General features: G+C 63.2%; 26 protein-coding genes. 16 read left to right on the top strand and 10 right to left on the bottom strand.

Annotation, left to right across the window (positions count from 1 at the left end; genetic code table 11):
- Positions 1-50: 50 nt before the first annotated feature.
- Genes lspA through ACWNZ3_RS01785 form a run of 3 tightly spaced genes read right to left on the bottom strand, consistent with a single transcriptional unit; the run spans position 51 to position 3,923 of the window.
- Positions 51-548 carry a signal peptidase II gene (lspA, locus tag ACWNZ3_RS01795; protein WP_496900985.1) on the bottom strand — a complete coding sequence of 166 codons (498 nt, stop codon included), beginning with the start codon at positions 546-548 and terminating at the stop codon, positions 51-53.
- A gap of 13 nt (positions 549-561) precedes the next feature.
- Positions 562-2,148, bottom strand: coding sequence for a bifunctional phosphoribosylaminoimidazolecarboxamide formyltransferase/IMP cyclohydrolase (purH, locus tag ACWNZ3_RS01790; RefSeq protein ID WP_496900984.1), 1,587 nt, complete (start codon positions 2,146-2,148; stop codon positions 562-564).
- Between the two features lie 11 nt (positions 2,149-2,159).
- On the bottom strand, positions 2,160-3,923 hold the full coding sequence (locus ACWNZ3_RS01785; protein WP_269363528.1) for a heparinase II/III family protein: 1,764 nt from the start codon (positions 3,921-3,923) through the stop codon (positions 2,160-2,162).
- 253 nt (positions 3,924-4,176) lie between these two features.
- On the opposite strand from ACWNZ3_RS01785, the gene ACWNZ3_RS01780 reads away from it, so the two are divergent.
- Entirely contained in the window at positions 4,177-4,929 is a 753-nt protein-coding gene (locus tag ACWNZ3_RS01780; RefSeq protein WP_496900983.1) for a phosphate/phosphite/phosphonate ABC transporter substrate-binding protein, read from the top strand.
- 252 nt (positions 4,930-5,181) lie between these two features.
- Here ACWNZ3_RS01780 and ACWNZ3_RS01775 read toward each other — a convergent pair whose 3' ends face one another.
- Entirely contained in the window at positions 5,182-6,456 is a 1,275-nt protein-coding gene (locus ACWNZ3_RS01775; protein WP_496900982.1) for an RsmB/NOP family class I SAM-dependent RNA methyltransferase, read from the bottom strand.
- An 86-nt stretch (positions 6,457-6,542) separates the two neighbouring features.
- Between ACWNZ3_RS01775 and ACWNZ3_RS01770 the strand changes: the two genes are divergently transcribed.
- Entirely contained in the window at positions 6,543-6,824 is a 282-nt protein-coding gene (locus ACWNZ3_RS01770; protein ID WP_205388264.1) for a DUF1674 domain-containing protein, read from the top strand.
- A 49-nt stretch (positions 6,825-6,873) separates the two neighbouring features.
- On the opposite strand, the gene ACWNZ3_RS01765 is transcribed toward ACWNZ3_RS01770, so the two are convergent.
- The gene (locus ACWNZ3_RS01765) at positions 6,874-7,230 is read right to left on the bottom strand and encodes a dihydrodipicolinate reductase (RefSeq protein ID WP_274573263.1); all 357 of its coding nucleotides are present in this window, start codon (positions 7,228-7,230) and stop codon (positions 6,874-6,876) included.
- Positions 7,231-7,324: 94 nt separating this feature from the next.
- Entirely contained in the window at positions 7,325-8,146 is an 822-nt protein-coding gene (gene dapB / locus ACWNZ3_RS01760; protein ID WP_496900981.1) for a 4-hydroxy-tetrahydrodipicolinate reductase, read from the bottom strand.
- An 81-nt stretch (positions 8,147-8,227) separates the two neighbouring features.
- Here dapB and rbfA point away from each other — a divergent pair, with 81 nt between their 5' ends.
- The 11 genes from rbfA (at position 8,228) to ACWNZ3_RS01705 (ending at position 18,090) form a co-directional block, all read left to right on the top strand.
- The gene (gene rbfA / locus ACWNZ3_RS01755) at positions 8,228-8,656 is read left to right on the top strand and encodes a 30S ribosome-binding factor RbfA (protein ID WP_269363519.1); all 429 of its coding nucleotides are present in this window, start codon (positions 8,228-8,230) and stop codon (positions 8,654-8,656) included.
- Positions 8,653-9,387 carry a phosphodiester glycosidase family protein gene (locus ACWNZ3_RS01750; RefSeq protein ID WP_269363518.1) on the top strand — a complete coding sequence of 245 codons (735 nt, stop codon included), beginning with the start codon at positions 8,653-8,655 and terminating at the stop codon, positions 9,385-9,387. The genes rbfA and ACWNZ3_RS01750 overlap by 4 nt, the downstream gene beginning before the upstream one ends.
- Before the next feature lie 102 nt (positions 9,388-9,489).
- Positions 9,490-10,413: a tRNA pseudouridine(55) synthase TruB gene (truB, locus tag ACWNZ3_RS01745; protein WP_496900980.1), complete on the top strand. Its 924-nt coding sequence runs from the start codon at positions 9,490-9,492 to the stop codon at positions 10,411-10,413.
- 20 nt (positions 10,414-10,433) lie between these two features.
- Complete coding sequence (locus tag ACWNZ3_RS01740; protein WP_496900979.1) at positions 10,434-10,967, top strand: DUF1643 domain-containing protein; 534 nt, start codon at positions 10,434-10,436, stop codon at positions 10,965-10,967.
- Positions 10,968-11,067: 100 nt separating this feature from the next.
- Positions 11,068-12,039 (top strand): calcium-binding protein, encoded by a 972-nt coding sequence (locus tag ACWNZ3_RS01735; protein WP_496900978.1) that lies wholly within the window; start codon positions 11,068-11,070, stop codon positions 12,037-12,039.
- Positions 12,040-12,217: 178 nt separating this feature from the next.
- The gene (gene rpsO / locus ACWNZ3_RS01730) at positions 12,218-12,487 is read left to right on the top strand and encodes a 30S ribosomal protein S15 (protein WP_269363510.1); all 270 of its coding nucleotides are present in this window, start codon (positions 12,218-12,220) and stop codon (positions 12,485-12,487) included.
- Positions 12,488-12,644: 157 nt separating this feature from the next.
- On the top strand, positions 12,645-12,938 hold the full coding sequence (locus ACWNZ3_RS01725; protein ID WP_274573268.1) for a Dabb family protein: 294 nt from the start codon (positions 12,645-12,647) through the stop codon (positions 12,936-12,938).
- A 37-nt stretch (positions 12,939-12,975) separates the two neighbouring features.
- On the top strand, positions 12,976-14,097 hold the full coding sequence (locus ACWNZ3_RS01720; protein ID WP_496900977.1) for an aminodeoxychorismate synthase component I: 1,122 nt from the start codon (positions 12,976-12,978) through the stop codon (positions 14,095-14,097).
- A 231-nt stretch (positions 14,098-14,328) separates the two neighbouring features.
- Positions 14,329-16,464 carry a polyribonucleotide nucleotidyltransferase gene (pnp, locus tag ACWNZ3_RS01715; protein WP_496900976.1) on the top strand — a complete coding sequence of 712 codons (2,136 nt, stop codon included), beginning with the start codon at positions 14,329-14,331 and terminating at the stop codon, positions 16,462-16,464.
- A gap of 160 nt (positions 16,465-16,624) precedes the next feature.
- Entirely contained in the window at positions 16,625-17,185 is a 561-nt protein-coding gene (locus ACWNZ3_RS01710; RefSeq protein WP_496900975.1) for a L,D-transpeptidase, read from the top strand.
- Positions 17,186-17,382: 197 nt separating this feature from the next.
- A complete protein-coding gene (locus tag ACWNZ3_RS01705; RefSeq protein WP_496900974.1) occupies positions 17,383-18,090 on the top strand; it encodes a glycosyltransferase family 25 protein in 708 nt (235 codons plus the stop codon).
- 21 nt (positions 18,091-18,111) lie between these two features.
- Here ACWNZ3_RS01705 and ACWNZ3_RS01700 read toward each other — a convergent pair whose 3' ends face one another.
- Positions 18,112-18,522 carry a nuclear transport factor 2 family protein gene (locus ACWNZ3_RS01700; protein ID WP_274573273.1) on the bottom strand — a complete coding sequence of 137 codons (411 nt, stop codon included), beginning with the start codon at positions 18,520-18,522 and terminating at the stop codon, positions 18,112-18,114.
- Positions 18,523-18,580: 58 nt separating this feature from the next.
- Between ACWNZ3_RS01700 and ACWNZ3_RS01695 the strand changes: the two genes are divergently transcribed.
- Entirely contained in the window at positions 18,581-19,228 is a 648-nt protein-coding gene (locus tag ACWNZ3_RS01695) for a pseudouridine synthase (protein ID WP_496900973.1), read from the top strand.
- 151 nt (positions 19,229-19,379) lie between these two features.
- Here ACWNZ3_RS01695 and ACWNZ3_RS01690 read toward each other — a convergent pair whose 3' ends face one another.
- Positions 19,380-20,222, bottom strand: coding sequence for an alpha-1,2-fucosyltransferase (locus tag ACWNZ3_RS01690; protein WP_496900972.1), 843 nt, complete (start codon positions 20,220-20,222; stop codon positions 19,380-19,382).
- Between the two features lie 76 nt (positions 20,223-20,298).
- On the opposite strand from ACWNZ3_RS01690, the gene ACWNZ3_RS01685 reads away from it, so the two are divergent.
- Positions 20,299-20,964 (top strand): FkbM family methyltransferase, encoded by a 666-nt coding sequence (locus ACWNZ3_RS01685; protein WP_496900971.1) that lies wholly within the window; start codon positions 20,299-20,301, stop codon positions 20,962-20,964.
- Positions 20,965-21,065: 101 nt separating this feature from the next.
- Here the strand turns inward: ACWNZ3_RS01685 and ACWNZ3_RS01680 are convergent, their stop codons facing one another.
- Positions 21,066-22,505 (bottom strand): aldehyde dehydrogenase family protein, encoded by a 1,440-nt coding sequence (locus ACWNZ3_RS01680; protein ID WP_496900970.1) that lies wholly within the window; start codon positions 22,503-22,505, stop codon positions 21,066-21,068.
- A gap of 157 nt (positions 22,506-22,662) precedes the next feature.
- Between ACWNZ3_RS01680 and ACWNZ3_RS01675 the strand changes: the two genes are divergently transcribed.
- Positions 22,663-23,319: a peroxiredoxin gene (locus ACWNZ3_RS01675; protein ID WP_269363493.1), complete on the top strand. Its 657-nt coding sequence runs from the start codon at positions 22,663-22,665 to the stop codon at positions 23,317-23,319.
- Positions 23,320-23,776: 457 nt separating this feature from the next.
- On the opposite strand, the gene rarD is transcribed toward ACWNZ3_RS01675, so the two are convergent.
- Entirely contained in the window at positions 23,777-24,700 is a 924-nt protein-coding gene (gene rarD / locus ACWNZ3_RS01670; RefSeq protein WP_274573279.1) for an EamA family transporter RarD, read from the bottom strand.
- Positions 24,701-24,733 lie beyond the last annotated feature (33 nt).

The following is a 24,733-nucleotide window of genomic DNA, read 5'->3' as shown; positions in this document are numbered from 1 at the left end:
GGGCGTCTCCTTTGGGTCTGCCCTTCAATATCGCAGGCAGGCAGGCAATGTCACTTAGGTTTTTTGCGCGGGCGGCGCGGGGCGGTCTTGCCGTCGCCGCTGAACAGGATCAGGCCCAGGGCACCGGCAAAGATGAAAATATCCGCGACGTTGAAAACAAAGGGGTTTTTGATCGTGCAGCAGGACATGTTAAGGAAATCCAGCACATAGCCATAGATCAGCCGGTCCAGCACGTTCGCCATGGCGCCACCGACCAGCAAACCACCGCTGATCTGCGCAAGCCGGGGCTGGGCGGAGCGGATCAGCCAGATCGTCACTGCCGTGCAGATCAGCAGCGCCAGGGCGATCAGGATCCAGCGGCTGGCCTCTGACCCGCCGCCGAACAGCCCGAAATTGATACCCCGGTTTTCGCCATAGCGGAAATTCAGCAGCGGCGGCAGCACGTCGATGGACCGGATGCGCGCCAGTTCCATGGTGTGAATGACCAGGTATTTGCTGATCTGGTCGATCAGAAAGGCCACCACAGTGAATAGGATGAAACTGCGCATCGGTGCCTCCGTCTCAGTGCCTGAAGTGGCGCATGCCGGTAAAGACCATGGCGAGCCCGGCTTCGTCTGCCGCGGCAATCACTTCGTCGTCGCGCATCGACCCGCCGGGCTGGATCAGGGCGGTTGCCCCGGCCTCGGCCGCCGTGATCAGACCGTCGGCGAAAGGAAAGAACGCATCCGAGGCCACGACCGAACCCTGTGTCAGCGGTGCGGAGAGGCCCATCGCCTCGGCCATGTCCTGCGCCTTGCGCGCGGCGATGCGGGTACTGTCCACCCGGCTCATCTGGCCCGCGCCGACGCCCACGGTCGCGCCGTCCTTCACGTAGATGATGGCGTTGGACTTGACGTGTTTGGCCACGGTCCAGGCAAAGAGCAGGTCGTTCAGTTCCTGCTCGGAAGGCTGGCGCTTGGTCACCACCTTCAGATCGTCGCGGGTGATCCGGCCCACGTCCTTGTCCTGCACCAGATAGCCGCCCGACACCTGCCGCACCGCCAGCGCCGCCGCGTCGCGCGGGGCAAGGCCCGAGGTGGTGAGCAGGCGCAGGTTCTTCTTCTTGCCGAAAATGCGCATGGCATCGGCATCGGCCCCGGGGGCGATGACCACTTCCGTGAAAATGCCGCTGATGGCTTCCGCGGTTTCACCGTCCAGCGGCTGGTTCAGCGCGATGATGCCGCCAAAGGCCGAGGTGCGGTCGCAGTCGAAGGCACGGGTATAGGCATCGACCATGGTCTTGCCCGTCGCCACGCCGCAGGGGTTGGCATGTTTGATGATGGCGCAGGCCGGGCCCTGTGCTGGGTCGAATTCGCTGACCAGTTCAAAGGCCGCGTCGGTGTCGTTGATGTTGTTGTAGCTCAGTTCCTTGCCCTGATGCTGCTGTGCCGTCGCCACGCCCGGACGGTCGGAGCCATCGGTATAGAAGGCGGCGTTCTGATGCGGGTTTTCGCCGTAGCGCAGGGTCTGGGCCAGGGTGCCGCCGAATGTCCGGCGGCGCGGCGTTTCGCCGATCTGCGCGGCCATCCATGTGCTGACGGCGGTGTCATAGGCTGCCGTGCGGGCATAGGCGGTCTGCGCCAGGCGCTGCCGCAGGGCATAGGTGGTCTGGCCGTCATTGGCCTCAAGCTCTGCGATGAGGGCGGCGTAGTCTTCGGTATCCACGACGACATTGACGAAACCGTGGTTCTTGGCCGCAGAGCGGATCATGGCGGGACCGCCGATGTCGATGTTCTCGATCACCTCGTCATAGGCCGCGCCCTTGGCCACGGTTGCCTCGAAGGGGTAGAGGTTGACCACCACCAGGTCGATGCCGGCGATGTTGTGTTCGTTCATCGCCGCAACATGCGTGTCATTGTCGCGCAGCGCCAGCAGGCCGCCGTGCACAACCGGGTGCAGCGTCTTGACGCGGCCATCCATCATTTCGGGAAAGCCTGTCACCTCTGCCACGTCCCTGACCGTGAGCCCCGCGTCGCGCAGCGCCGATGCGGTGCCCCCCGTGGACAACAGCTCGACCCCCTGCGCGGCCAATGCCTGGCCAAGTTCGACCAGGCCGGTCTTGTCGGATACGGAAAGGAGGGCGCGTTTCACGGGGTAGAGATCAGGCATTTGGCAGGGTCCTATTGTTCGTCCGGTTCGGTGTTGTCAGCCAATGGGTCGTCCATCGAAAGATCACGGACGCCAATCGCAGTTTCCTGCGCCTTGGACAAGGACCACCTGACCCGGGTGGCATATGTAAATGCCATGCCGGACAGCACGATCTGCTGTGCGGCGCGGGGTTTGAGACGTGTGGTCTCAAGATAGGCACCCGGTTCCAGCGAGAGGTTATGTGTGCCGTCATGGCGGAAGACCCAGATTTCACCGCTTTTCAGGGCCATCGACACCGCCGCGCCGCCGAGATCAAGCGTCGCGTCCACATCCGGGTGCAGATGGAAGCGGATGTCAAAGCGCAGGCCCTTGAGCCCGGCAAGGTCCAGCGCCTTGTCAAAGCGCCGCTTCTCGATGTCCTCCAGCGCCAGCAGCATGTCCTCGCCCGCGAGGCCCCGGCCATCCAGCGTCAGTTCCAGGGTGCGGGCAAGGGTCAGCCCATGCGAGCGCACATAGCCGTTGTGCCCGCCCTGAAAGCGGATGCCGTCTCCTGCGGAACTCATTTCAACCGGCACATGGGTCGGCCCGTCGATCAGGGCCTCGCGCCCGGTGTGGCGGTCCGGCTCGGACAGGCGGGCGCTGGAATATCCGCCGAGACAGAGCGCCGAATGCGACGGGGTCGCCCGCCCGGCACGGCGCCATTCCAGCCCGAAGGAAGCCCCCGATCCGCAGTTGACCACCAGCGGGCGGCGGCCGGAGGTCAGTTCGAAGGCGAGGGTCGATGCATGGGCATTGCCGGAGGCGGCACCGCTGGGCGGGACAGCGGCGTCAATCACCACAGAGGTGCGCCCGCCCGACAGCCTTGCATAGCCCATCGACAGGCCCTCTGACGGAGAGGTCCGAACCCTGGCCGCAGCAAGGGCGTGGTCCAGCCAGCCCTCCAGCCCGCGCCCGCCGCCGTGGAACCGGGCCAGACCGCCATCGGCGTGGCGCAGGGACCGCAGGGTGGGTGCAATTCGGGAAATCGCGGCCAGATGATCTTTGGGAGTACTGCGGCCCGCGTCGCTGAGCGCGGCGGCGGCCCATGTCAGCAGGGTGAAAACGGCAAGCAGCTCTTCCGGATTGCGGGTGGGCAACCCGCCTTCGGCGTCGATCTGGGTGCGGCATTCGCGCGCCAGGGCCTTGATCGCGGGGTCGGCCAGCGCTTCCTGACCTTCAAGTGCCAGGCCCGCATAGATCAGGCCGGTCAGCGCCTCGAACCTCGGCAGGCCGGGGGCGGCACCGTGCCAGCGGCGGGACAGGAACCGGGTCTGCTGCTCAAGCGAGCGGTAGAAGGCCCTGCTCTGATCGGATTCCTGCCCACGCAGGCAGAACAGCGCGTGGTTGATCCAGCGGATCAGCCGCCTGCCGGTCAGGTCCGGCGTCCAGCCGGGACCGCGCCCCTTGCCGTAAAGTCCGATCCAGTCCCACAGCCAGCGCTGCGCGACCTGCCGCGCGGCACCGTCGCCCACGGCCGCCAGATCGTCGAGCCAGGCAAAGCCCTGCAGGTCGGCGGCATAGGCCGCATCCGGCACCTCAAGCTGCCACAGGGTGCGGTCCGGCGCGTTGATCAGGGTGCCCGCGAAAAGGTAATTGCCGGCGATCAGCTGCCGCCCGCGGGCATAGGAGCCGATGGTGCGTGGTTCGGGCGAAGAGACAAACCCCTTGACCTGCGCAGGCGTGCGGGTTGCGGCACGGGCGTGCCACCGGTTGAGAAACCGCTCTTTCCGTGCGGTCAGGCCGGGGATGTTGAACATGATTTGCTGCCCTTGACGCTCTGCTGGCGTTTGCGGGGAGCATAGCGGCTGACCCGGCGGGTGTCACCGCTTTTTGGCAGGGCGTCGCGGGATCGGCGCGATAAAGCATTTCGGGGAATGGTTGGAGCACAAGGATCGCAAATGTCCTGGGAACGCGAAACGTGGCAAGGTATTTGCGATTCAACATTTTCCCGAAACGCTCTTGGTCACAATTGGGCTGTTGCGGGGGCGGCGACGGGGTTAACCTGCCAACATGATCGCCAGCCTGATGATGTATGCCAGACCTGAAACCGATGCCGCGCTGGAGCGGTACTGGGCGCATATCCGCGCCGCACTGGCCTGGCGCGGGATTGACGCACCGGTCGCGCTGTCCAACAGCGCCGATGCCTTTGCGGTCTGGACCGACCCTGAACTGGTGCTGAGCCAGACCTGCGGCATGCCCTACCGGACGCAGCTGCATGACAAGGTGACCCTGGTCGGCACGCCGGATTTCGGCGTCACGGGGTGCCCGCCGGGGTATTACCGCAGTGCCATCGTGGTGCGCGCCGGGGATGACCGCGCTGCGCTGGCCGACTTTGCCAGTGCGAGGTTCATCTACAACCAGACCCTGTCGCAATCCGGCTTTGCCGCGATACATGCCGCTGCGCGCGCGGCAGGTTTCTGGTTTCAGGACCGCAGCCAGAGCCATGGGCATGTGAATTCCGCCAGGGCCGTGGCTGAAGGCCGTGCCGATATTGCGGCGCTTGACGCGGTGACCTGGCGGCTGATCCGGCAATTTGAGCCCTGTGCAACGCAGTTGCGGGTGTTGGCGTGGACAGAGCCGACGCCCGGCCTGCCCTATATCACCGCGCGCGGCAGGGACGGTTCTGCCATATTCGATGCAGTGGCCGAGGCGATGGCGGCGCTGTCAGAGCCGGACCGCGCGGCGCTGGGGCTGAAAGGGATGGTTGCGATCCCTTCACGGGATTACCTGGCTGTTCCCAACCCGCCGCCTGCCGACGTTTGACGCCTGCTGCGGCGCGGTCGCCGCAATGGGTGTTTCCGGCTCGGGGGCTCGCCTTAACTTTCCGTAAAAGATGACATGTCATTTTTGACATGTCATCATTTGCAGGGCGGTGTAGGGCAGAGCGTGTCGTCGCTCACAGGGCGGCACAGACGGCCGATCCGGCGCGATCAGGCTGGCGCGGCCAGTCCGGATGTAGTCTGCGCATTTTGGGACGGGTTCGTCAGGACCGCAGCAGTTTTCCTTGATCCGCCATCAGCCGCCCTTGCGCAGGCAGACGATATAAAAACCATCCATCCCGCCCCGGTCCGCCCAGAAATCCGGGCGCAGCCGCAGGCCGCCCTCCGAGGTGACCCAATCCGCTTCAACCCCCGGCACCATCAGCGCCTCGCGATCAACCACCATGTCGCCATGCCGTTCCAGCGCCTCGTCGACCTGGACCTCCCCCTCGTCGGGCAAGAGGCTGCAGGTGCAGAACACCAGCCGCCCGCCGGGTTTCAGCAGGGACCAGGCGTGGTCCAGCAGCTCCGCCTGCAATTCGATCAGATCGCCAAATTCCGATCCGTCCTTGGCATAGGGCAGATCCGGGTGCCGCCGCAGCGTGCCGGTGGCGGAACAGGGCGCATCCAGCAGAATCGCATCAAAGGAGCCAGTGACGGCGCGGGCGTCCCCGGTCTGCAGTTCGGCCTGCAATCCCGTGCGGGTCAGGTTCTCGCGCAGCCGCGCCATGCGGGTGGCAGAGGAATCGACGGCCGTCACCGCCGCGCCTGCGGCAGCCAGTTGCATGGTCTTGCCCCCCGGTGCCGCGCAGAGATCCAGCACCTGTTCGCCCGTTTTGGGCGCAAGGATGCGGACGGGCAGTGCCGCTGCGGCATCCTGCACCCACCAGTCGCCAGCCGCGAATCCCGACATGGCAGAGACCTGGCCCGCTTCCGCCACCCGCACGGAACCTGTGGGCAACAGCACCCCACCGGTCGCCTCTGCCAGCAGCTGCGGATCGCCCTTGGCCGTCAGGTCGAGGGGGGCACCGGCGAAATGCGCCACTTCCATCGCGGCAATCGCCTCCGGGCCCCAGGCTTCGGTCAGCGGGCCACGCAGCCATTTCGGCAGCCGCGGCGCCCGCAGCGCGCCCCAGGCGTCAGGCCCTTCGGCGGCGATCTTGCGCAGGACGGCGTTGGTCAGCCCCTTGAGGTGGCTCAATGTCCGGTGTTGCGAGACGAGGGTCACCATGGCGTTCACCACCCCATGTGCCGCGCCGCCCTGGCAGAGTTCGACAGTGCCGACCCGCAGCACATTGCGCACCGTGAGGGGCGGAGATTTCTTGACATGCTTTTGCAGCAACCGGTCGGCGCGCTCCATGCCCCGCAGGGTTTCCTGGGCCAGCCGCTGGGCGCGGGCGCGGTCGTCGGGCGGCAGTTTGTCCAGCGCCCCCCCTGCGAGCAGTTCCGACATCAGGCGCGGTTCTTCCCCCAGGATCTGGTCCAGAAGATATACAGCGCTTCTGCGCGCCTGTACGCCTGTGTCTGCCATGCCGTCGCCTTTTCTGGTCGGGGGCCGGGGTTGCCCTGCCCATGAGGCGGCGTATATCAAAGGCGGCAGCCGCTCAAGAGGATCACATGACAGAGCCCGCCGACATGCGGAACCCCACACCGGCCCCAAAGCCGATCCCGGACACGCCGAACGATCCGGTCCCGACACCGGGCCCCGATCTGCCGCCGCAACCGGATCCGGCCCCCAAACCCATTCCCCCCGCCGCCCAGCGCGCCCTGGACGAGGCCGCCGCACGCCGGAAGGCCGCCGAAGCACTGGATCTGCCGCCCGAGCTGGGTGGCAGGGAGGGCCCAGAGCCGGTCCGGTACGGCGATTGGGAAAAAAAGGGCATCGCGGTGGATTTTTGAGGGTCGGGCTTTTCAAGGGCCAGACCATTCAAGGATCTGGCCCTGCCGCCTAGCGGAGGCTGAAGTCTGCTGATTCCCCGGTGCCACGGTCAGAGGTGATGCGGACATTCGCCCCGTCCACCTTCACTTCCTGACAATTGTAGCCAAGATCGTCGCCGCCCCATTCAAGGCTGCGGCACAGATATTCACCTTTCCACTGCCATTGACCGGTCACCGCCCAGGCCGCGCCCCTGCCGGCGATCTGGCCGTCCGGCAGCACCTGGATCTTGACCAGCGGCCGGGTCAGGGTCTTGCCGCCGACAAGCGCGATGAAATCGCTGCGGGTGGTGACTTTCTGGAAGTCGGCAAATGCGGGAGCGGCCATTGTGACAAGGACCGCGGACAATGCAGGTGCAAAGGGTCTCATTTGTACTCTCCTCTTGGCATGAATTGGTACAACCACGCCGAAAGGCCAGGTGAAGTTTCACCCCTGATGAGAAGTCGCGCAGAAAGCCGCCGGTTCAGCGGGCGTCGTTCAGGCCCAGAACATCCAGCATGTCATATGCCCCCGGCGCTTTGCCAAGACCCCAAAGCGCTGCCTTGAGCGCACCGCGGGCAAAGACGGAACGGTCGGATGCCACATGGCGCAGGATGATGCGTTCGCCTTCGGCGGCAAACATAACGTCATGTTCGCCCACGATGTCACCGCCCCGGATCGCGGCAAAGCCGATGTCGCCGCGCCGGCGCGCCCCGGTGATGCCGTCGCGCGCCCGGTCGGAGACCTCTGCCAGCGTCACGCCGCGCCCCTCTGCGGCGGCCTCGCCCAGCATAAGGGCCGTGCCGGAGGGCGCATCGACCTTCTTGTTGTGATGCGCCTCGATGATCTCGATGTCGTAATCGGCGTCCAGCGCCGCCGCGACGCGTTTGGTCAGCTGCGTCAACAGGTTGACCCCAAGGCTCATGTTGCCGGCCCGGACGATGACCGTCTTTTCGGCAGCGGGCGCAAGCTGCGCGATTTCGGCCTCGGTCATGCCGGTGGTGCCGATCACATGCACCGTGCCCGCCGCAGCGGCGATGGCCGAAAAGGCCAGTGTGGCGGCAGGCGCGGTAAAGTCGATTACCACTTCGGCAGCCGAAATCGCCGCCTGTGCGTCATCGTTGACCGTCACGCCGATGGCAGCACCGCCCATGGCCAGGCCGATGTCCTGTCCGACCCAGGCATGCCCGGGCCGTTCGACCGCGCCCACCAGCGCCAGCTTTTCTGACGCCTGCACCTGAGCGATCAACATCTGCCCCATGCGCCCGGAGGCGCCGGTGATTGTGACCCCGGGAAGTTTTGCCATGATCTGCGCTCCTTTGCTCAGGCCGGTTTAGCCTGCATTCGCCGCCTTGGCAAAAGCCTTCCAACGTCTTAGATGGAGGGCATGTCCAGAAACAAGAGTCACGAGGGCGCAGGCCCGTCACAACGCCAATTGCGGGTCGGTGAAACCATTCGCCGGGCGCTGTCCGAGGTATTGGCGCGCGGCGATGTGCACGATACCGACCTCAACCGCATGTCGGTCACGGTGGGCGAGGTCAGAACCTCTCCCGATCTGAAGATTGCCACGGCCTATGTGCTGCCGCTGGGCGGCGAAGGTCAGGACGAGCTGATCAAGCTGCTGGCCCGCAACAAGGGCGAGCTGCGCAGGCAGGTGGCCAAGAAACTGACGCTGAAGTTCGCCCCCGAACTGCGGTTTCGCCTGGACGAGACCTTTGACCAGATGGACGAGACCCGCCGCATGCTGAATCAGGAAGCGGTGCGCCGTGACGCCGATGCACCCGGCGATGCGCCCGGCCCGGACAGTGACGGATGAGATTGCTCCTGTGGCTTGGCCTGATGCTTGTGGCAGGCACTGCCCAGGCAACGGACTGCCGCAAGGAAAGCTATGGCGGGAATAAATATTCCATCTGCGAAGTGGACCTGACCAAAGAGCGGCTGGAGCTGTTCCTGACGGATGAGACCGGCAGCACCTACGGACATTTCGGAAACGTGGAAAAGGCCCTTGCTGCCAGGGGGCTTCACCTTGGCTTTGCAATGAATGCGGGCATGTACCACGAAAACCGCGCGCCGGTTGGCTATTACCTTGAGAATGGCCGCCAGCTGCAGGAGGTGATCAGCACCGATGGCCCCGGCAATTTCGGCCTGCTGCCGAACGGGATCTTCTGCATCCGCGACACCCGTGCCGACGTCATGGAAACAACCGCCTTTCTCAAGGCCAGACCCGCCTGCCGGTCCGCGACCCAATCGGGTCCGATGCTGGTCATCGACGGCAAGCTGCATCCGCGTTTCCTGAAGAACAGCACGTCGCGCTATATCCGCAATGGCGTCGGCACCACGGCCGATGGCACGCGGGCGATCTTTGTGATTTCGGACAATACCGTCACCTTTCACGAATTCGGCACGTTTTTCCGGGACCGTCTGGGCCTGCCGAATGCGCTTTATTTCGATGGCAATGTATCGCGCCTGCGTGCGCCCGGTCTGGGCCGCGATGATGCGGGCTTTACCACGATCGGGCCCATCGTCGGCGTGGTCGAATCAGACTGAGCATCTGTACTGACGGGCGCCGCGGTGCCGGGGGGCAGATATCTGCTGGGCAGCGGTGGCGGCTGTCTGTATAGGCTCGCACGCGAAACAGAAGGGTGAGACATGGCGCGCAAACGCAAGGGCAGAGATATTTCCGGCTGGTTGGTCGTGGACAAACCGGCAGGTCCCACGTCGACCGCCGTTGTGAACAAGGTCCGCTGGGCGCTGGACGCAAGGAAGGCCGGGCACGCCGGTACGCTGGACCCGGAAGCCACGGGCGTGCTGGCGATTGCGCTGGGGGAAGCGACCAAGACGGTTCCCTATATTACCGACGCGCTCAAGGCCTATGAGTTCACCGTCCGGCTGGGCATCGCCACGAACACAGATGACGCCGAGGGCGAAGAGCTGGGCAGATCCGATCTGCGCCCCGATGACGAGGCGATCAAGGCGGCGCTGGCGGATTTTGTCGGTGACATCCAACAGGTGCCGCCGCAGTTTTCCGCCGTCAAGATCGACGGGCAACGCGCCTACAAGCGCGCGCGGGACGGGGAAGAGATGGAACTGGCAGCGCGGCCCCTGTTTGTGGAAAGCCTGTTGCTGACCGACCGGCCCGATGCCGATCATGTCACGCTAGAGATGGTCTGCGGCAAGGGCGGATACGTGCGGTCGATTGCCCGTGACCTGGGGCATAAACTGGGCTGTCTCGGCCATGTCCGCGATCTGCGCCGGATCTGGTCCGGGCCCTTTGATGTGGCGGACGGTCTGACCCTGGACCAGGTTACCGAAATGGCGCGCACGCCGGAGCTGGACCAGCACCTGCAACCGCTTGAGATCGGGCTGGACGACCTGCCCGAGGTCAAGGCCACCGCCGAGGGGGCCACCCGGCTGCGCAATGGCAATCCCGGCATGGTGATCGCGTCAGGCGTCGAATACGGCGATGAATGTTGGGCCTCTTTCGAGGGTCAGGCGGTTGCCGTGGGCCGGTTCAAGGCGGGCGAGCTGCACCCCTCGCGGGTGTTCAACCTGTCGCAGGACGGCGATGCATAAGGCAGGCTGACCCAGCAGGCATGATCACCCGCAGCCATACCAAGGGCGACGCCCCCTCCACCGCGGTCTATTCCGACTGCGAGGCCTATCGCTACAGCCTGACGCGGGTCTGGGATGCGGCGGCCCTGAAGGTGATGTTCGTGATGCTGAACCCCTCCACGGCGACAGAAGTGCAGAACGATCCGACGGTGGAGCGCTGCGAGCGGCGCGCGCGGCACCTGGGCTATGGCGGGTTTCGGGTGACCAACATCTTTGCCTGGCGCGCCACCGACCCGCGGGACATGCGTGCGGCGAATGATCCGGTGGGGCCGGAAAACGATTCGATGCTGGCCGAGGGCATGGTCTGGGCCGATCATGTCATCGCGGCATGGGGTGTCCACGGGGCACATCTGGACCGGGGGCCGCAGGTGGCACGGATGCTTGGCGCCGGTGCCGTGCCCCTGTTCCACCTGGGCCTGTCCAAGGCCGGGCACCCGCGCCATCCGCTCTACCTGCCCTATGCCCGGCAACCCGAGGAATGGCGTTGGAGTGCCGGGGCGATAGCGTCGCATTAACCAACTTTCCGGTTTGCTTTTGACCCGCTGGCCGTTCTCCCGGATGATCTCAGGGGGGTGGTGCGCGTTGCACCATCCCCTGATTTGATGGTGTGTGCCGATGATGTTTCTTGCGGGTTTGATGGGTTTGATGGCGGTCAGCGCGGTTGTTTACGTGGACATCGGCGCCCGGGATACCGATACCGACGAGGATATCCTGTCGGAGACAGGTGGGAACGATATCCTTTCGGAGACGGGTGGAGACGATATCCTGTCCGGAACGGAGGGTGACGATACGCTGATCGGCGGCGATGGCGGCGACCAGATCGGCGGATACGGCGGCGACGATATCCTCGACGGGGGCGCAGGCAATGACGATCTGCACGGCGCGGGCGGTAACGACACGCTGGAGGGGGGCATCGGCGATGACACCCTGCATGGCGAAGACGGCGATGACGACCTTTTCGGCGGCGCTGCGGATGACCAGCTTGCCGGACACAACGATGATGACGTGATCCATGGCAACGCAGGCAATGACAGCCTGCAAGGCTCTGCCGGCGATGACCGGCTGTTCGGCGGGGCGGGTGACGATGCGCTGATGGGGGGCCTGGATGACGATGCCCTGCATGGCGGTGCGGGCAGTGATACCCTGTTTGGCGGCTGGGGCGACGACACGCTCTCGGGCATTGCGGATGGCACCCCGGCGCCGGGAACCGGCGACAGCGATGACGGCGACTATCTGAACGGTGGCGGCGGCGACGATCTGATTGTCGCCGGTCAGGGCGATATCGTCACTGCCGGAGAGGGGGCGGACCAGATCGTTCTGGGCGACTGGATCGGAAGCGGCGGGCCGGCGGAGGTGCTGGATTTCGAACCAAGGGAAGATTCGCTTCTGTTTGTCTGGGACGACAGCGGTGAAGGGGCAGAGGAACCGCAGATTTCCGTGGTCCGGAACCCGGAGGATGAAGGCCAGCTTCAGATCGTCATGGGCAGCCAGGTGATGGCGACATTGCAGGGCAACAGCCTGCTGGAGGCCGCCGATATCTCGCTGATCCCGCTGAGCACCGCGCAGGGTCTGGGGTTCCTTGGTTAGGGACGGACAGCCCCAACAGAGCAGCCAGCGAATAACCCTTTGCCAAAGCCCGGGGATTTTCATATACGCCCCCATCGGCCCCGAATCTGATTCAGGGTCGAATTCTCCATGGGCCTGTGCTGGACGACATCCCGGCCTGCGCCATTCCGATTAACCCTTTCTCAAGAAGGAGCCCCCGATGTCGATTACTGCAGAAGAAAAGACACGCCTGATCAAGGAATTCGGTACTTCGGAAGGCGACACAGGTTCGCCCGAAGTACAGGTTGCCGTGCTCAGCTCGCGTATTGCAACGCTGACAGAGCACTTCAAGACCCACAAGAAAGACAACCACGGCCGCCGTGGTCTGCTCAAGATGGTGGCAACACGCCGCAAACTTCTGGACTATGTCAAAAGCAAGGATGAGGCCCGTTATCAGGACCTGATCCAACGTCTGGGCCTGCGCCGCTAAGCCTGACCGCTTTACAAAAAGACAAGGCCGCGCTCTGGAAGCAGGGGGCGGCTTTTTCATGTCTGGCAGGCATTCTCAATCGCGGCATTGATCAGACCGATTGAATATGATTAGCACCCCGGATGCGATCCGCACCAGACCACATGCAGGCCCAAAAATGACATCCAGACCAGCGATCCGCCACATCGTTTTCTTCAGCGCAAAAGAAAAATCGGATATTCCCGCCATCGTGACCGGGCTGAAAATGCTTGGCGATATTCCCCATAGCCAGTTTTTTGAGGTCCGGGAGAACATCCAGAACGACGCATTGTCCGGCGAGGTTGACGTCATTGTCTATGCCGAGTTCGAAAGCGTCGAAAAGCTGACGGCCTATAAAGCGGACCCGATCTACCAGGAATCAATCAGGGTTGTCAGACCGCTTCGTGATATGCGCATTGCCGCTGACTTTTGACCCAATTGCGGTTCAGCACCTGCATCAAAGATAACAAATGAAAAACGCACGCGTTGTCTTTGACCACGGCCCACTTCCGGACGGCACCCTGTTTGACGCGCCCCGTCACATCATCATCGCAGACCAGCCGTCAGATGTGCCCGCGGCACTGGCCGCGCTTGAGGATGCGCAGGCCGGAGGCCATTGGCTCGCGGGCTACGCCAGTTATGAACTGGGCTATCTTTTGTCGCCAAAACTGCGGGACTTCCTGCCAACCCGCCGCAAAACGCCGCTTTTGCAATTCGGGGTTTTCGATGCGCCACAGCCAAGCCGGTTAGCAGCGGCAAAGGCCCCTGCGACGCTGAACATCCCGGCACCGGACTGGCAGCGCGACGATTATGTCGCGGCCTTCGACAAGGTGCATGATTTCATCTGCCGGGGTGACATTTATCAGGCCAATCTGACGTTTCCGATGTCCGCGCAGCGGACCGGCACGATTGACGGGCTCTACGCGGCTTTGCGCGCGAAACAAGCGGCGCCATTTGGCGCATTGGTTGATCTGGGCGGTCCTGTCCTGCTGTCGCGTTCTCCGGAGCTTTTCTTTCATCTTGATCCACACGGGAAAATGACCGCCCGCCCGATGAAAGGCACGGCACCGCGCGGCGCATCGCCGGGCGCGGACGAAAAGCAGAAGGACTGGCTTCGGTCCTCAGAGAAAAACCAGGCCGAAAACCTGATGATCGTCGACCTTCTGCGCAATGACATGAGCCGTATTTCGCAAATTGGCACTGTAGAAGTGCCCAGGCTTTTTGCTATCGAAACCTATCAGACGCTGCATCAGATGACTTCTACCATCACCGCGCAGATCAGATCGGGCACAACCATATCCGAAATTTTCGAAGCGCTGTTTCCCTGTGGTTCCATCACGGGCGCACCAAAAATCCGTGCGATGCAGATACTTGCCACGCTCGAACCGAAGGCGCGGGATGCCTATTGCGGTGCCATCGGGTGGATCGCCCCGGATGGTGCGATGTCTTTTGGCGTCGCAATCCGCACGTTGATCTGTGGCCCCGACAATCGCGTCACGCTGAATGTTGGCGGCGGGGTTGTCTATGACAGCACCGCAGATGACGAATACGCCGAAGCCTTGCTGAAGGCACGCTTTGCCGTGCTCGGATAGGCTCCGTAGACGGAGTCCAGCGCATTGATCCGAAGCGCGGAGCGAACTTCAGATTCTGTCCGGGTGGCCAGAACTCATTGATCCAATGCCTTCCCATCCCCTTTGAAACACTGTATGCCCGCGCAATCTGAAAGCCGGCGCCCGGACTCCAGCGCCTGATAAAGAAGATACCGGAGTCAGAGGGAATGCGCCCTCTATGCAAAGGCCCGCGGGCCAACACAGGAAACGTAGATGTTTAACGTAACGACGAAATCAATGCAGTGGGGCGAAGAAACGCTCACACTCGAAACAGGAAAAGTGGCCCGTCAGGCGGATGGGTCGGTGATTGCCACACTGGGCGAAACCAGCGTGATGGCCAACGTGACATATGCACGTCAGCAAAAACCCGGTCAGGATTTCTTTCCTTTGACCGTCCACTACCAGGAAAAATACTATGCCGCCGGCAAGGTGCCGGGTGGCTTCTTCAAGCGCGAAGCGCGCCCGACCGAAAAAGAAACGCTGACAGCGCGCCTGATCGACCGTCCGATCCGCCCGCTTTTCGTCCCCGGCTTCAAGAACGAAGTGCTGGTGATGTGCACCGTGCTGAGCCACGATCTGGTCAATGATCCCGATATGGTCGCAATGATCGCGGCCTCTGCCGCGCTGACCATTTCCGGCGCGCCCTTCATGGGACCGATCGCCGGTTGCCGCGTCGGTTTCGAGGATGGCGAATACATCCTGAACCCCACCGTGGACGATATGCAGGACCTGCGCCTGAACCCCGAACAGCGCCTCGACCTGGTGGTTGCCGGGACCAAGGATGCGGTCATGATGGTCGAATCCGAAGCCTATGAGCTGTCCGAAGAGGAAATGCTGGGTGCGGTGAAATTTGCCCATGACAGCATTCAGCCGGTGATCGACCTGATCATCGACCTGGCAGAAGAATCGGCGAAAGAGCCCTTTGACTTCCAGCCGGTCGATTATTCCGAGCTGTCGGCAGCCGTGAAGAAAGCGGGCGAGAAAGACATGCGCGCCGCCTTTGCCATCGCCGACAAGCAGGAGCGGACAGCCGCTGTTGCCGCGGCCCGCGACAAGATCAAGGAAAGCCTGAGCGAAGAGCAGCTTGAGGATCCCAACCTGGGTTCCGCACTGAAAAAGCTCGAAGCCTCCATCCTGCGCGGCGACGTGGTCAAGACCGGCAAACGTATCGACGGCCGCAAGACCGACGAGATCCGCGACATCGTGGCCGAGACAGGCATCCTGCCCCGGACCCATGGTTCGGCGCTGTTCACCCGGGGTGAAACGCAGGGTCTGGTCGTGACCACGCTGGGCACCGGCGATGACGAACAATTCATCGACGCGCTGCACGGCAACTTCAAATCCAACTTCCTGCTGCACTACAACTTCCCCCCCTATTCGGTTGGTGAAGTTGGTCGCGTCGCAGGCCCGGGCCGTCGCGAGATTGGCCATGGCAAGCTGGCATGGCGTGCGTTGCAGGCGGTTCTGCCCGCGGCAACGGATTTCCCCTACACCATCCGCGTTGTCTCGGAGATCACTGAATCCAACGGTTCATCCTCCATGGCTTCCGTCTGCGGAGGCTCCCTGTCCATGATGGATGCAGGCGTGCCGCTGAAATCGGCGGTGGCCGGCGTGGCCATGGGCCTGATCCTGGAAGAAGACGGATCCTATGCGATCCTCTCCGACATCCTGGGTGACGAAGACCACCTTGGCGACATGGACTTCAAGGTGGCCGGGACCGAAGCGGGCATCACCTCGCTTCAGATGGACATCAAGATTGCGGGCATCACGCCCGAGATCATGGAGAAAGCCCTCGCGCAGGCGAAAGAAGGCCGTATCCACATCCTGGGCGAAATGAACAAGGCACTGTCAGGTGCGGCGGACTTCTCCGTTCACGCACCGCGCATCGAAACCATGCAGATCCCGACGGACAAAATCCGTGAGGTCATCGGTTCCGGCGGCAAGGTCATCCGCGAGATCGTGGAAGTGTCGGGTGCCAAGGTCGACATCAACGACGAAGGCATAATCAAGATCGCAAGCCCCAACGGCGACGCGATCAAGAAAGCCTACGACATGATCCACTCCATCGTCGCAGAGCCGGAAGAAGGCGCGGTCTACACCGGTACGGTCGTCAAGATCGTGGACTTCGGTGCTTTCGTGAACTTCTTTGGCAAGCGCGATGGCCTGGTGCATGTGTCCCAGATCGAGAACCGCCGCCTGAACCATCCGTCGGATGTGCTGAAGGAAGGCCAGGAAGTGAAAGTGAAACTTCTGGGCTTTGACGACCGCGGCAAGGTGCGCCTGTCGATGAAGGTTGTCGATCAGGAAACCGGTGAAGAAGTGAAGAAAGAGGAAAAAGTCGAGGATTGATCCTCGGCTCCTTTCCGGACCCATCTGGGCCCCCGCGCGCTGCGCGGGGGCCTTTTGCTTTGGGCCGGGGCGCGGCACCAGGTCGGGATTTCCGCAATTGCCCTCCGGCGCGGGCGGGTTATGTTGAGCCCAAACAGCTGTCGTGCCTGAGGAGACCCGGATGCCATTGATGAACCGCCGCAACCTTTTGATCACCGGTGCTGCCGCGCTGGTCGCCACGCCCGCAGTCTCCGCAACCGGGGAATATCAGATACCGGACCACCAGAAGGCCAGGATCGTGCGTATCCGGGACGGCTTTGCACCCGGTGAAATTCATGTCGATCCGGGGCAATTCGCGCTCTACTGGACATTGGAGGGGGGCAAGGCCGTCCGCTATCCGGTGGGGATCGGCAAGGAGGGGCGCTATTATTCCGGCACCTTCCGGGTGGGGCGCAAGGCAGAATGGCCGCGCTGGACGCCAACCAAGAACATGATCCGCCGGGAGCCGCATATCTATGCCAAACACGCCGCCGGGATGCCGGGTGGCGGGCCCAACCCGCTGGGGGCGCGTGCGCTTTATCTCTACAAGGGCAACCGGGATTCCCTGCTGCGCATTCATGGCACGCCGCAGCCGGAAAACGTCGGCCGCGCCGTGTCGAACGGCTGCGTGCGCATGATCAACGCCCATGTCATCGACCTGGCCAACCGCGTGCCGAATGGTGCCCGCGTTGTCCTGCACTAGTATTGCGGAAACGAAATATGCATCATTTCCTCCTGCGCCCGGATCGCTTGCGATCCGGTTCGCACCCGACCCCGCCCCCCAGGGCGGGTGCGAACCTGCCGTAGAGAGTGGCATTCAATGAGCCGAACTTTGATTCCGGGTGACTAGGTCGTGTTGACATTCATTTTCACCCACCCGCGCGAGACGGGGCCTGACAGATGCGATCCCTGATCATCCATATGCCCGGACCGGGCGCCCGGGCAGAGAATGTCGCGCGGCTCATGGGCGTCCTGCCGGGGGCCGAGGTCATGCCCGCGGTTAACGGCCAGGAGGCGCTACAAAGCGGCGCGGCGGATGTGCTGGACGGCAACTGCCACACCCCGCCCTATCCTTTTGCCATGGGCCAGGGCGAGGTGGGCTGTTTCCTGAGCCACCGCAAATGCTGGCAGGAGATCGCAGCGGGGCCGGACCCCTTTGTCCTGATCGCCGAGGATGATCTGGTGATTGACCCGGCACCCTGGGACAGGGCCATGGCCCTGGTGGCGGCACATGCGGGTGAGGAGAGTTTTATCCGCCTGCCCGCAAAGGACCGCGAACACAGGCAGGTCGTGCTGGCCGAGGATGGCGGTGCCGCGCTGTTTCTCCCCCGTGTGATCGGGTTGCAGACCGTCTGTCAGGTTGTCGGCAGGGGAGCGGCGCGGCGGTTGCTGGCGGCGACGGAACGGCTGGACCGTCCCGTGGATACAACGCTGCAGATGCATTGGGTCACCGGCCAGCCGATACATACGATCTGGCCAAGCGGTGTGGGCGAAATGCCGGGCGCTTCGACCATCCAGAAGAAGACCCGCGCCAGCGGCAAGCTGATGCGGGAAATCAGACGCGCGATCTATCGGACACGGATCAGGGCGAGACCGCAGCAGGGCTGACAGCAACGCCGCAAGGCCGCGTCACGACAGCGCATCCTTGAATTTGAGAAACGCAGGATCCTGCATCACACGGGCGTTCATCGCGTCGCGCAGTGCACCGATGGATTTATGCGGTCGCATGACCACTTCGAAATGGGCAATCAACCCGTCATCGCCCAGCGTGATCAGATCGACACCCACGGCGTCAAACTCGCCGATCCTGCACTGAAACTCCAAAGCCCAGTCGTTGCCCGCGCCCATCACCCGGCGATAGCGGAAATCGCTGAACACCTGCCCGACATGGCCCAGCACCGCCGCAACAGCGTCGCGGCCCGTCCAGGTCTTCCAATAGGTTGGCGGCAGGAAAGTCACATCAGCCGCCAGAATCGGCGCGATCGCAGTATGGTCGCCCGAGGCGACGACAGATTGCATTTTTTCGATGGTGGGGTGCATGGGGTCCTCATTTGCGCTGGTGGCTTGAAAACCCACCCTACATCTGAGACGGGAAGGGATGGAAACGGAATATGACCCGCCGCAGGATCCGCTGGTGATCCTGCATGAAGATGCCGAAGTGCTGCTGGTGGACAAACCCAGCGGCCTGCTCAGCGTGCCGGGCAAGGGCCCGCATCTGGCCGACTGCCTGCTGACCCGCGTTCAGCAGGTCTTCCCCGGGGCGTTGCTGGTGCACCGGCTGGACCGGGATACATCCGGTGTGATGATCTTTGCCATGACACCCTATGCGCAGCGGCACCTTGGCCTGCAATTCGAAAAACGGATGACGCGCAAGACCTATGTTGCGCGGGTCTGGGGCGTGCCGACGGAACCTGCCGGCACCATCGACCTGCCGCTGATCGTCGATTGGCCGAACCGCCCGCTGCAAAAGGTATGCCATGACACCGGCAAACCCGCGCAGACTGACTGGAAACGGATCAAGGATGAGGGCGACACCGCCCGTGTGCGGATGTTCCCCAGAACCGGGCGCAGCCACCAGTTGCGGGTCCATATGCTGAGCATCGGGCATCCGATCCTGGGTGACCCGTTTTATGCCACGGGTCCGGCACGGGATTATCCCCGGCTGATGCTGCATTCGGAAGAACTGCGGTTCAATCATCCGCAGGGCGGGCGGTCGACGAAAATAAGGTCGAAAGCGCCTTTCTAGGTCGTGTTGACATTCATTGTCGCCCACCCGCACCAGCGGCAAAATCCGTCTCGCGCGGGTGGGCGACAATGAATGTCAACACGACCTAGGGGCGGCGGGGAGCCGAATTTTTCGAAAAATTCGGTCCGGAGTTTTTGAAAACTCCGGGGCGTCAGCCGATGGCAATCCAATCCTCGGGCAGGATGTCAGGGTTGCGCTGGTGGTCATTGGCAAACCAGCGGGCCGGGGCGGCCACGCGGCGGCCCTCATGGGCATTCAGCCATGCGGACCACCAGCTGAAGGTGGAATTGGCGATCACATTGTGCTGGCACAGAGACATCAGCCGCATATCCTCATAAGCGGTCTCGCGCCCGTTCAGGTCCACCACCACCTTGTCGAAGGGCACTGCCAGGTTGTCGCGCGCCCAGCCCGGATCATCGGAAAAGACAAAGACTGTCGGTGCCTCCGGCAACCCCTGTGTCACCGCAGCCAGCGCCGCGTCGTAATAGGCCTGATCACAGACCGCCGTTGCCCCCAGCGCCACGTAATCGCCGCGCCGCACATGCAGCGCCACCGAGGGCCCCGCCGCGATCTGCCTGGCCATGTCGGCGTTCTCGGGCGACATGGGCGGCACCATCGTGAAGACATTGCGCAGGTGGTCCCTGATCCCGGCAAAGTACTTTTCGCTCTGCCAATACCCGTGCAGATAGCTTTCATCGCCCCAGTCTTCGAAAGCCGGATCATAGCCCAGCCCCTTTTCCCGGCGCAGGCGGGGTGACCGGCCCAGAAGCCGCCAGATGGCATAGGCCAGCCGCCTGCGGTCCTGATCGGGGGGCAGCTGCGCGGGGGCGACCACCGGCAGGTCGAAAATCTCGGTCAGGTTGCCCTGCCCCTTGGCCGCCGCCCGGCGCGGGTCGAGCGCCACCGGCACCCCCAGACGCGCCGCCAGCTGCGCGGCAGCCGCATATTGAAACATCTGGTTGCCGAGGAATCCGTGCAGGCGGGTATAGATCATGGTTACCTTTCACCATTGCTTCCCAGCTTTCTATGATAAAGATTGCGCCCTGCGCCAGATGCAAAGGAACCGCCGCATGTCGATCTCAAGCGAGTTGCACAAGATGTGGAAACTGGCCACCAACCCCGAGTTTCGCGCCTACAAGCGCATGGTCCGGGAATTCTACGCCGCGCATGGGCGCGGCACGCCTGAACGTTACGACGGGCTGAAACCCGGCGATACCGTGCTGGACGTCGGCGGATACAAGGGCGACTGGGCAGAGCGGATGACCGCGCTTTACGGTGTGAAGGTCCATTGTTTCGAACCCCACCCGAGGTTCATCCGCCACCTGCAGGATCGTTTTGCAGGATGCAAGGATGTCACCGTCGAAGGCTATGCCATGGGGGCTTCCGCCGGGGTGCTGGACCTCTCCGACGATGAAAACGCATCCTCCGCACTGGTCGCCTCCGGCAACCCGGTGCAGGGCGAGGTGCGCCCGGTGGCAGAGGTCTTTGACGCGCTGGGGCTGGACCGCGTGGCCTGCATCAAGATGAACATCGAGGGCGGGGAATACGATCTGCTGCCCGCCCTGATCGACACCGGCCTGATGGCACGGGTGGACAGGCTGACCGTCCAGTTCCACCGCTATTCACCCGCGCAGGACGGTGAAAGAGACGCCATCCGCGAGGGTCTGGCACAGACCCACGAATGCGTCTGGGCATATCCCTTCCTCTGGGAAGAATGGAAGCGCAAGGCAGGCTGAACCGGCGTCCCCCGGCGGCGCTGTGCCTTCGGCAGTCATGGGCGTGAAAGGAAAAGGGCCACCCGAAGGCGGCCCTGTCCGATCGTCCGTCGTGGCACTGCCTATTCAGCAGCCCAGCCCGAGACGGCCTTGATCTCGGTGAAATCCTCGATCCCGTAGATGCCGCCTTCGCGGCCGTTGCCGGAGCGTTTCATCCCGCCGAAGGGGGAACCCGCCGCGCGGCCCTGGCCGTTCATCTCGACCATGCCGGACCGCAACCGGCGTGCCAGCCTGTTGCGGCGCGTGCCATCGGAGCTCTGGACATAGTTGGTCAGCCCATAGACCGTGTCATTGGCGATCTCGACGGCCTGTTCCTCGGTGTCGAATTTCATGATCGACAGGACCGGGCCAAAGATTTCCTCACGCGCGATGGTCATGTCGGGGGTCACGTCTGCAAAGACCGTCGGTTTGACAAAGAAGCCGCGGTTCAGCCCGTCCGGCCGGCCTGTGCCACCGGCGACCAGACGCGCGCCCTCGTCGATGCCCTTCTGGATCAGGTCCTGGATCTTGTTGAACTGCACCTCGTTCACCACCGGGCCGATGTGCCGCCCTTCTTCGGATGCCGGGCCAACGGTGATCTTGCTGGCAACTTCACCGGCTTCTTCCACGGTCTTGTCATAGATGCTCGCCTCGACCAGCATCCGGCTGGGCGCGTTGCAGGACTGGCCGGTGTTCTGCATCATGTGCATCACACCGCGTTTGACGGCCTTTTCATCCGCATCCGCAAAGATGATATTGGCACCCTTGCCACCCAGTTCCAGGTGCACTTTCTTGAGCGTGTCTGCCGCGGCCTTGGAAATCGCGGTGCCCGCGCGGGTCGAGCCGGTGAAGCTCACCATGTCCACATCCTCGTGCGCCGAAAGCTGGCTGCCGACGCCGACGCCGTCACCGTTGACCAGGTTGAAGACGCCTTTGGGGAAACCGGCCTCATGCATCAGCTCGGCAAAGATCATCGCGTCAATCGGGCTTTCCTCGGAGGGTTTCAGCACCATGGTGCAGCCCGCGACCACGGCGGCGCCGACTTTCAGGGTGATCTGGTTCATCGGCCAGTTCCAGGGCGTGATCAGCGCGGCCACGCCGACCGCCTCGCGGATGATGCGGTCATTCGGGGCGTGATCGCCCAGCGGCGCCTCGAAGTGGAACTCCTTTGCGGCCTTGATGAAGTTGCTCAGGTGCCAGGTGCCTGCGCCGACCTGACTGGCCCGCGACATCTCGATGGGCGCGCCCATTTCGGTGCTCATGGCCTTTGCAAGGTCTTCGGCGCGGGTCTTGTAGACCTCCAGCAGCTTTTCCAGCAGCGCGATGCGTTCGGCCGGCGATGTGGCCATCCAGCCCGGCAGGGCAGCCTTGGCGGCGGCGACGGCCTTGTCGGTGTCTTCCTGACCACCCAGCGAGATCACCGCGCAGGGTTCTTCGGTGGACGGATCGATAACGGCATAATCATTGGCCTTGGCGGGGGCGACCCATTGACCGTTGATATAGAACTCACGTTTCTCCAGCATTGGAAAACTCCTCGTTGTTATGACGGGGCAAAGCACTGGCCCTGTCCGGTTTGGCGCCACTTTGTCAGGGCGCGCGGGGTGCTGCAAGAGAGGGGATGGAATGTCGCGGATTAATCCTTACGTTATGGAAAAGTAGAAGACAGACCCGGAGGACAACATGGGCTTGCGCATTAACGACACGATTCCCGATCTGACCGTCGAAACCGATCAGGGCAGCATCTCTCTGCACGATTTTGTCGGTGACAACTGGATGATCCTGTTTTCCCACCCCAAGGATTTCACCCCCGTCTGCACCACCGAATTCGGTGCCGTGGCCCAATTGGCCGACGAATGGGAGAAACGCGGCACCAAGGTGCTGGGGGTCAGCGTCGACGGGGTCGAGGACCACAAGAAATGGAAGGGCGACATCGAGAAGGTCGCCGGGGCAAAGGCGGGTTTCCCGATCATTGCGGATGACGGGCTTGCGGTGTCCAAGGCTTTCGACATGCTGCCTGCCGAAGCCTATCTGCCCGATGGCCGCACCCCGGCGGACAGCGCCACGGTGCGCTCTGTCTTTATCATCGGGCCGGACAAGAAGCTGAAACTCTCGATGACCTATCCGATGACCGTGGGGCGCAACTTTGCCGAAGTGCTGCGCGCGCTGGACGGGCTGCAGACCTCCACCGGGCAGGGTGTTGCCACACCGGCGAACTGGAATGTGGGCGATGACGTGATCATCCCTGCCACCGTGTCGGACGCCGACGCCAAGGCCCGGTTCGGTGAATTCACAACTGTTCTGCCTTACCTGAGGACCGCCAAGCTGCCCAACGCCTGACCGGGTTCTTGATCAACGGAACGACCAACTTCTTTGGCAGGATGCAGCGGGTTCGCTGCATCCTGTCAGAGGGTCGCACCACGCGACATTGACACTGTCTTCTCGCATTTCTGACCCAGACCGGACTTTGACGCGAGGTGTGGGTCAAGGCCGGCGATGTGGACGAAGCTTCCGTGCCATTGGTGCGGTGCATACCACCAAGCGCCTCCGCCCGGCGCAAGCCGGGCATCGCCCGACCTCCCCCAGGAGGGCGATTTTGCACGCTCTACCAAGCCATGACCGGCCCGCGGGTTGCGACGCTACGCACCTCACATATGTTTGAAACGCCCTCCAGATCGGGCGATACCCGGCTTGCGCTTCACGACAGGTTGGCCTCCCTCCCGCCCTTCGCCGCGATCTGCGCGAAGGTCCGAGTATGCAGCAAAAAACCTGAACCGGCCCTGACGCCTGCCACCGGTCAGCCCGCTTTCGCCGCCCGCATCTGCCGCAGCATGGCGGTGGAATAGATCACCAGCGCGAGCCAGATCATCGGAAAGGCAATCGCGCGGGCGCGGCCAAAGGGTTCTTCGAACACCAGCACGGCACAGAGGAAGATCATCGTCGGCGCGATATATTGCAGGATGCCGATGGTGGACAGCCGCAACAGCTTGGCCCCGTTGGCATAGATCATCAGCGGCACCGCCGTGATGACTCCGCAGCCAAGCAGCAGCCAGAAATCGCGCCCCCCGTCGAAATGGAAATGCGCTTCGCCCGTGGTGGCGAGGTAGCCCAGGTATCCCACTGCCGGGACGATCAGGATCAGCACCTCCAGCAGGAAACCCTGATTGGGGCCGATGGGCAGGCTTTTCTTGCACAGGGCATAAAAACCCCAGGAGATTGTCAGCCCCAATGCGGCCCAGGGCATCCGCCCTGCATCGACCGCCAGCACCAGCACCGCGCAGGCAGCAAGGGCAATGGCCACCATCTGCGCGGCGTTCAGACGTTCGCCCAAGAGCACCGCCGCCAGGAAGATGCTGAACAGCGGGTTGATGTAATACCCCAGCGCCGCATCCAGCGCATGGCCCGAGTTGATGGCCCAGACATAGATCCCCCAGTTGATCGAGATCAGGGCCGCCGTCACGCAGCCCATGCCCAGCATCCGGGGCGACCTCAGCGCCTCGCGCAGCGCGTCGGTGCGGCGCAGGACGATCAGCACGGCGGCGGCAATCGGCAGCGACCACAAGACCCGATGCGCCACGATTTCTGCCGCCGGGATATGTGACAGCAGTTTCATGTAAAGCGGCAGAAACCCCCACAGACCATAGGCTGTAATGGCAAAGACAAGGCCCAGGGGCGTGTCTTCGTTTGTGGCGGGGGGCGGCAGGCTGTCGGGGTTGCGCATCGGTAACGGTCCTTTGCTCCAAGGGGTAGGCAA

The organism is Sulfitobacter sp. IGS-18 (assembly GCF_059628195.1).
This window is presented reverse-complemented; position numbering and strand designations above follow the sequence as displayed.

Coding starts and splice junctions, on each gene's coding strand:
- lspA (WP_496900985.1), bottom strand. CDS start 548: ATGCGCAGTTTCATCCTATTCACTGTGGTGGCCTTTCTGATCGACCAG.
- purH (WP_496900984.1), bottom strand. CDS start 2,148: ATGCCTGATCTCTACCCCGTGAAACGCGCCCTCCTTTCCGTATCCGAC.
- ACWNZ3_RS01785 (WP_269363528.1), bottom strand. CDS start 3,923: ATGTTCAACATCCCCGGCCTGACCGCACGGAAAGAGCGGTTTCTCAAC.
- ACWNZ3_RS01780 (WP_496900983.1), top strand. CDS start 4,177: ATGATCGCCAGCCTGATGATGTATGCCAGACCTGAAACCGATGCCGCG.
- ACWNZ3_RS01775 (WP_496900982.1), bottom strand. CDS start 6,456: ATGGCAGACACAGGCGTACAGGCGCGCAGAAGCGCTGTATATCTTCTG.
- ACWNZ3_RS01770 (WP_205388264.1), top strand. CDS start 6,543: ATGACAGAGCCCGCCGACATGCGGAACCCCACACCGGCCCCAAAGCCG.
- ACWNZ3_RS01765 (WP_274573263.1), bottom strand. CDS start 7,230: ATGAGACCCTTTGCACCTGCATTGTCCGCGGTCCTTGTCACAATGGCC.
- dapB (WP_496900981.1), bottom strand. CDS start 8,146: ATGGCAAAACTTCCCGGGGTCACAATCACCGGCGCCTCCGGGCGCATG.
- rbfA (WP_269363519.1), top strand. CDS start 8,228: ATGTCCAGAAACAAGAGTCACGAGGGCGCAGGCCCGTCACAACGCCAA.
- ACWNZ3_RS01750 (WP_269363518.1), top strand. CDS start 8,653: ATGAGATTGCTCCTGTGGCTTGGCCTGATGCTTGTGGCAGGCACTGCC.
- truB (WP_496900980.1), top strand. CDS start 9,490: ATGGCGCGCAAACGCAAGGGCAGAGATATTTCCGGCTGGTTGGTCGTG.
- ACWNZ3_RS01740 (WP_496900979.1), top strand. CDS start 10,434: ATGATCACCCGCAGCCATACCAAGGGCGACGCCCCCTCCACCGCGGTC.
- ACWNZ3_RS01735 (WP_496900978.1), top strand. CDS start 11,068: ATGATGTTTCTTGCGGGTTTGATGGGTTTGATGGCGGTCAGCGCGGTT.
- rpsO (WP_269363510.1), top strand. CDS start 12,218: ATGTCGATTACTGCAGAAGAAAAGACACGCCTGATCAAGGAATTCGGT.
- ACWNZ3_RS01725 (WP_274573268.1), top strand. CDS start 12,645: ATGACATCCAGACCAGCGATCCGCCACATCGTTTTCTTCAGCGCAAAA.
- ACWNZ3_RS01720 (WP_496900977.1), top strand. CDS start 12,976: ATGAAAAACGCACGCGTTGTCTTTGACCACGGCCCACTTCCGGACGGC.
- pnp (WP_496900976.1), top strand. CDS start 14,329: ATGTTTAACGTAACGACGAAATCAATGCAGTGGGGCGAAGAAACGCTC.
- ACWNZ3_RS01710 (WP_496900975.1), top strand. CDS start 16,625: ATGCCATTGATGAACCGCCGCAACCTTTTGATCACCGGTGCTGCCGCG.
- ACWNZ3_RS01705 (WP_496900974.1), top strand. CDS start 17,383: ATGCGATCCCTGATCATCCATATGCCCGGACCGGGCGCCCGGGCAGAG.
- ACWNZ3_RS01700 (WP_274573273.1), bottom strand. CDS start 18,522: ATGCACCCCACCATCGAAAAAATGCAATCTGTCGTCGCCTCGGGCGAC.
- ACWNZ3_RS01695 (WP_496900973.1), top strand. CDS start 18,581: ATGGAAACGGAATATGACCCGCCGCAGGATCCGCTGGTGATCCTGCAT.
- ACWNZ3_RS01690 (WP_496900972.1), bottom strand. CDS start 20,222: ATGATCTATACCCGCCTGCACGGATTCCTCGGCAACCAGATGTTTCAA.
- ACWNZ3_RS01685 (WP_496900971.1), top strand. CDS start 20,299: ATGTCGATCTCAAGCGAGTTGCACAAGATGTGGAAACTGGCCACCAAC.
- ACWNZ3_RS01680 (WP_496900970.1), bottom strand. CDS start 22,505: ATGCTGGAGAAACGTGAGTTCTATATCAACGGTCAATGGGTCGCCCCC.
- ACWNZ3_RS01675 (WP_269363493.1), top strand. CDS start 22,663: ATGGGCTTGCGCATTAACGACACGATTCCCGATCTGACCGTCGAAACC.
- rarD (WP_274573279.1), bottom strand. CDS start 24,700: ATGCGCAACCCCGACAGCCTGCCGCCCCCCGCCACAAACGAAGACACG.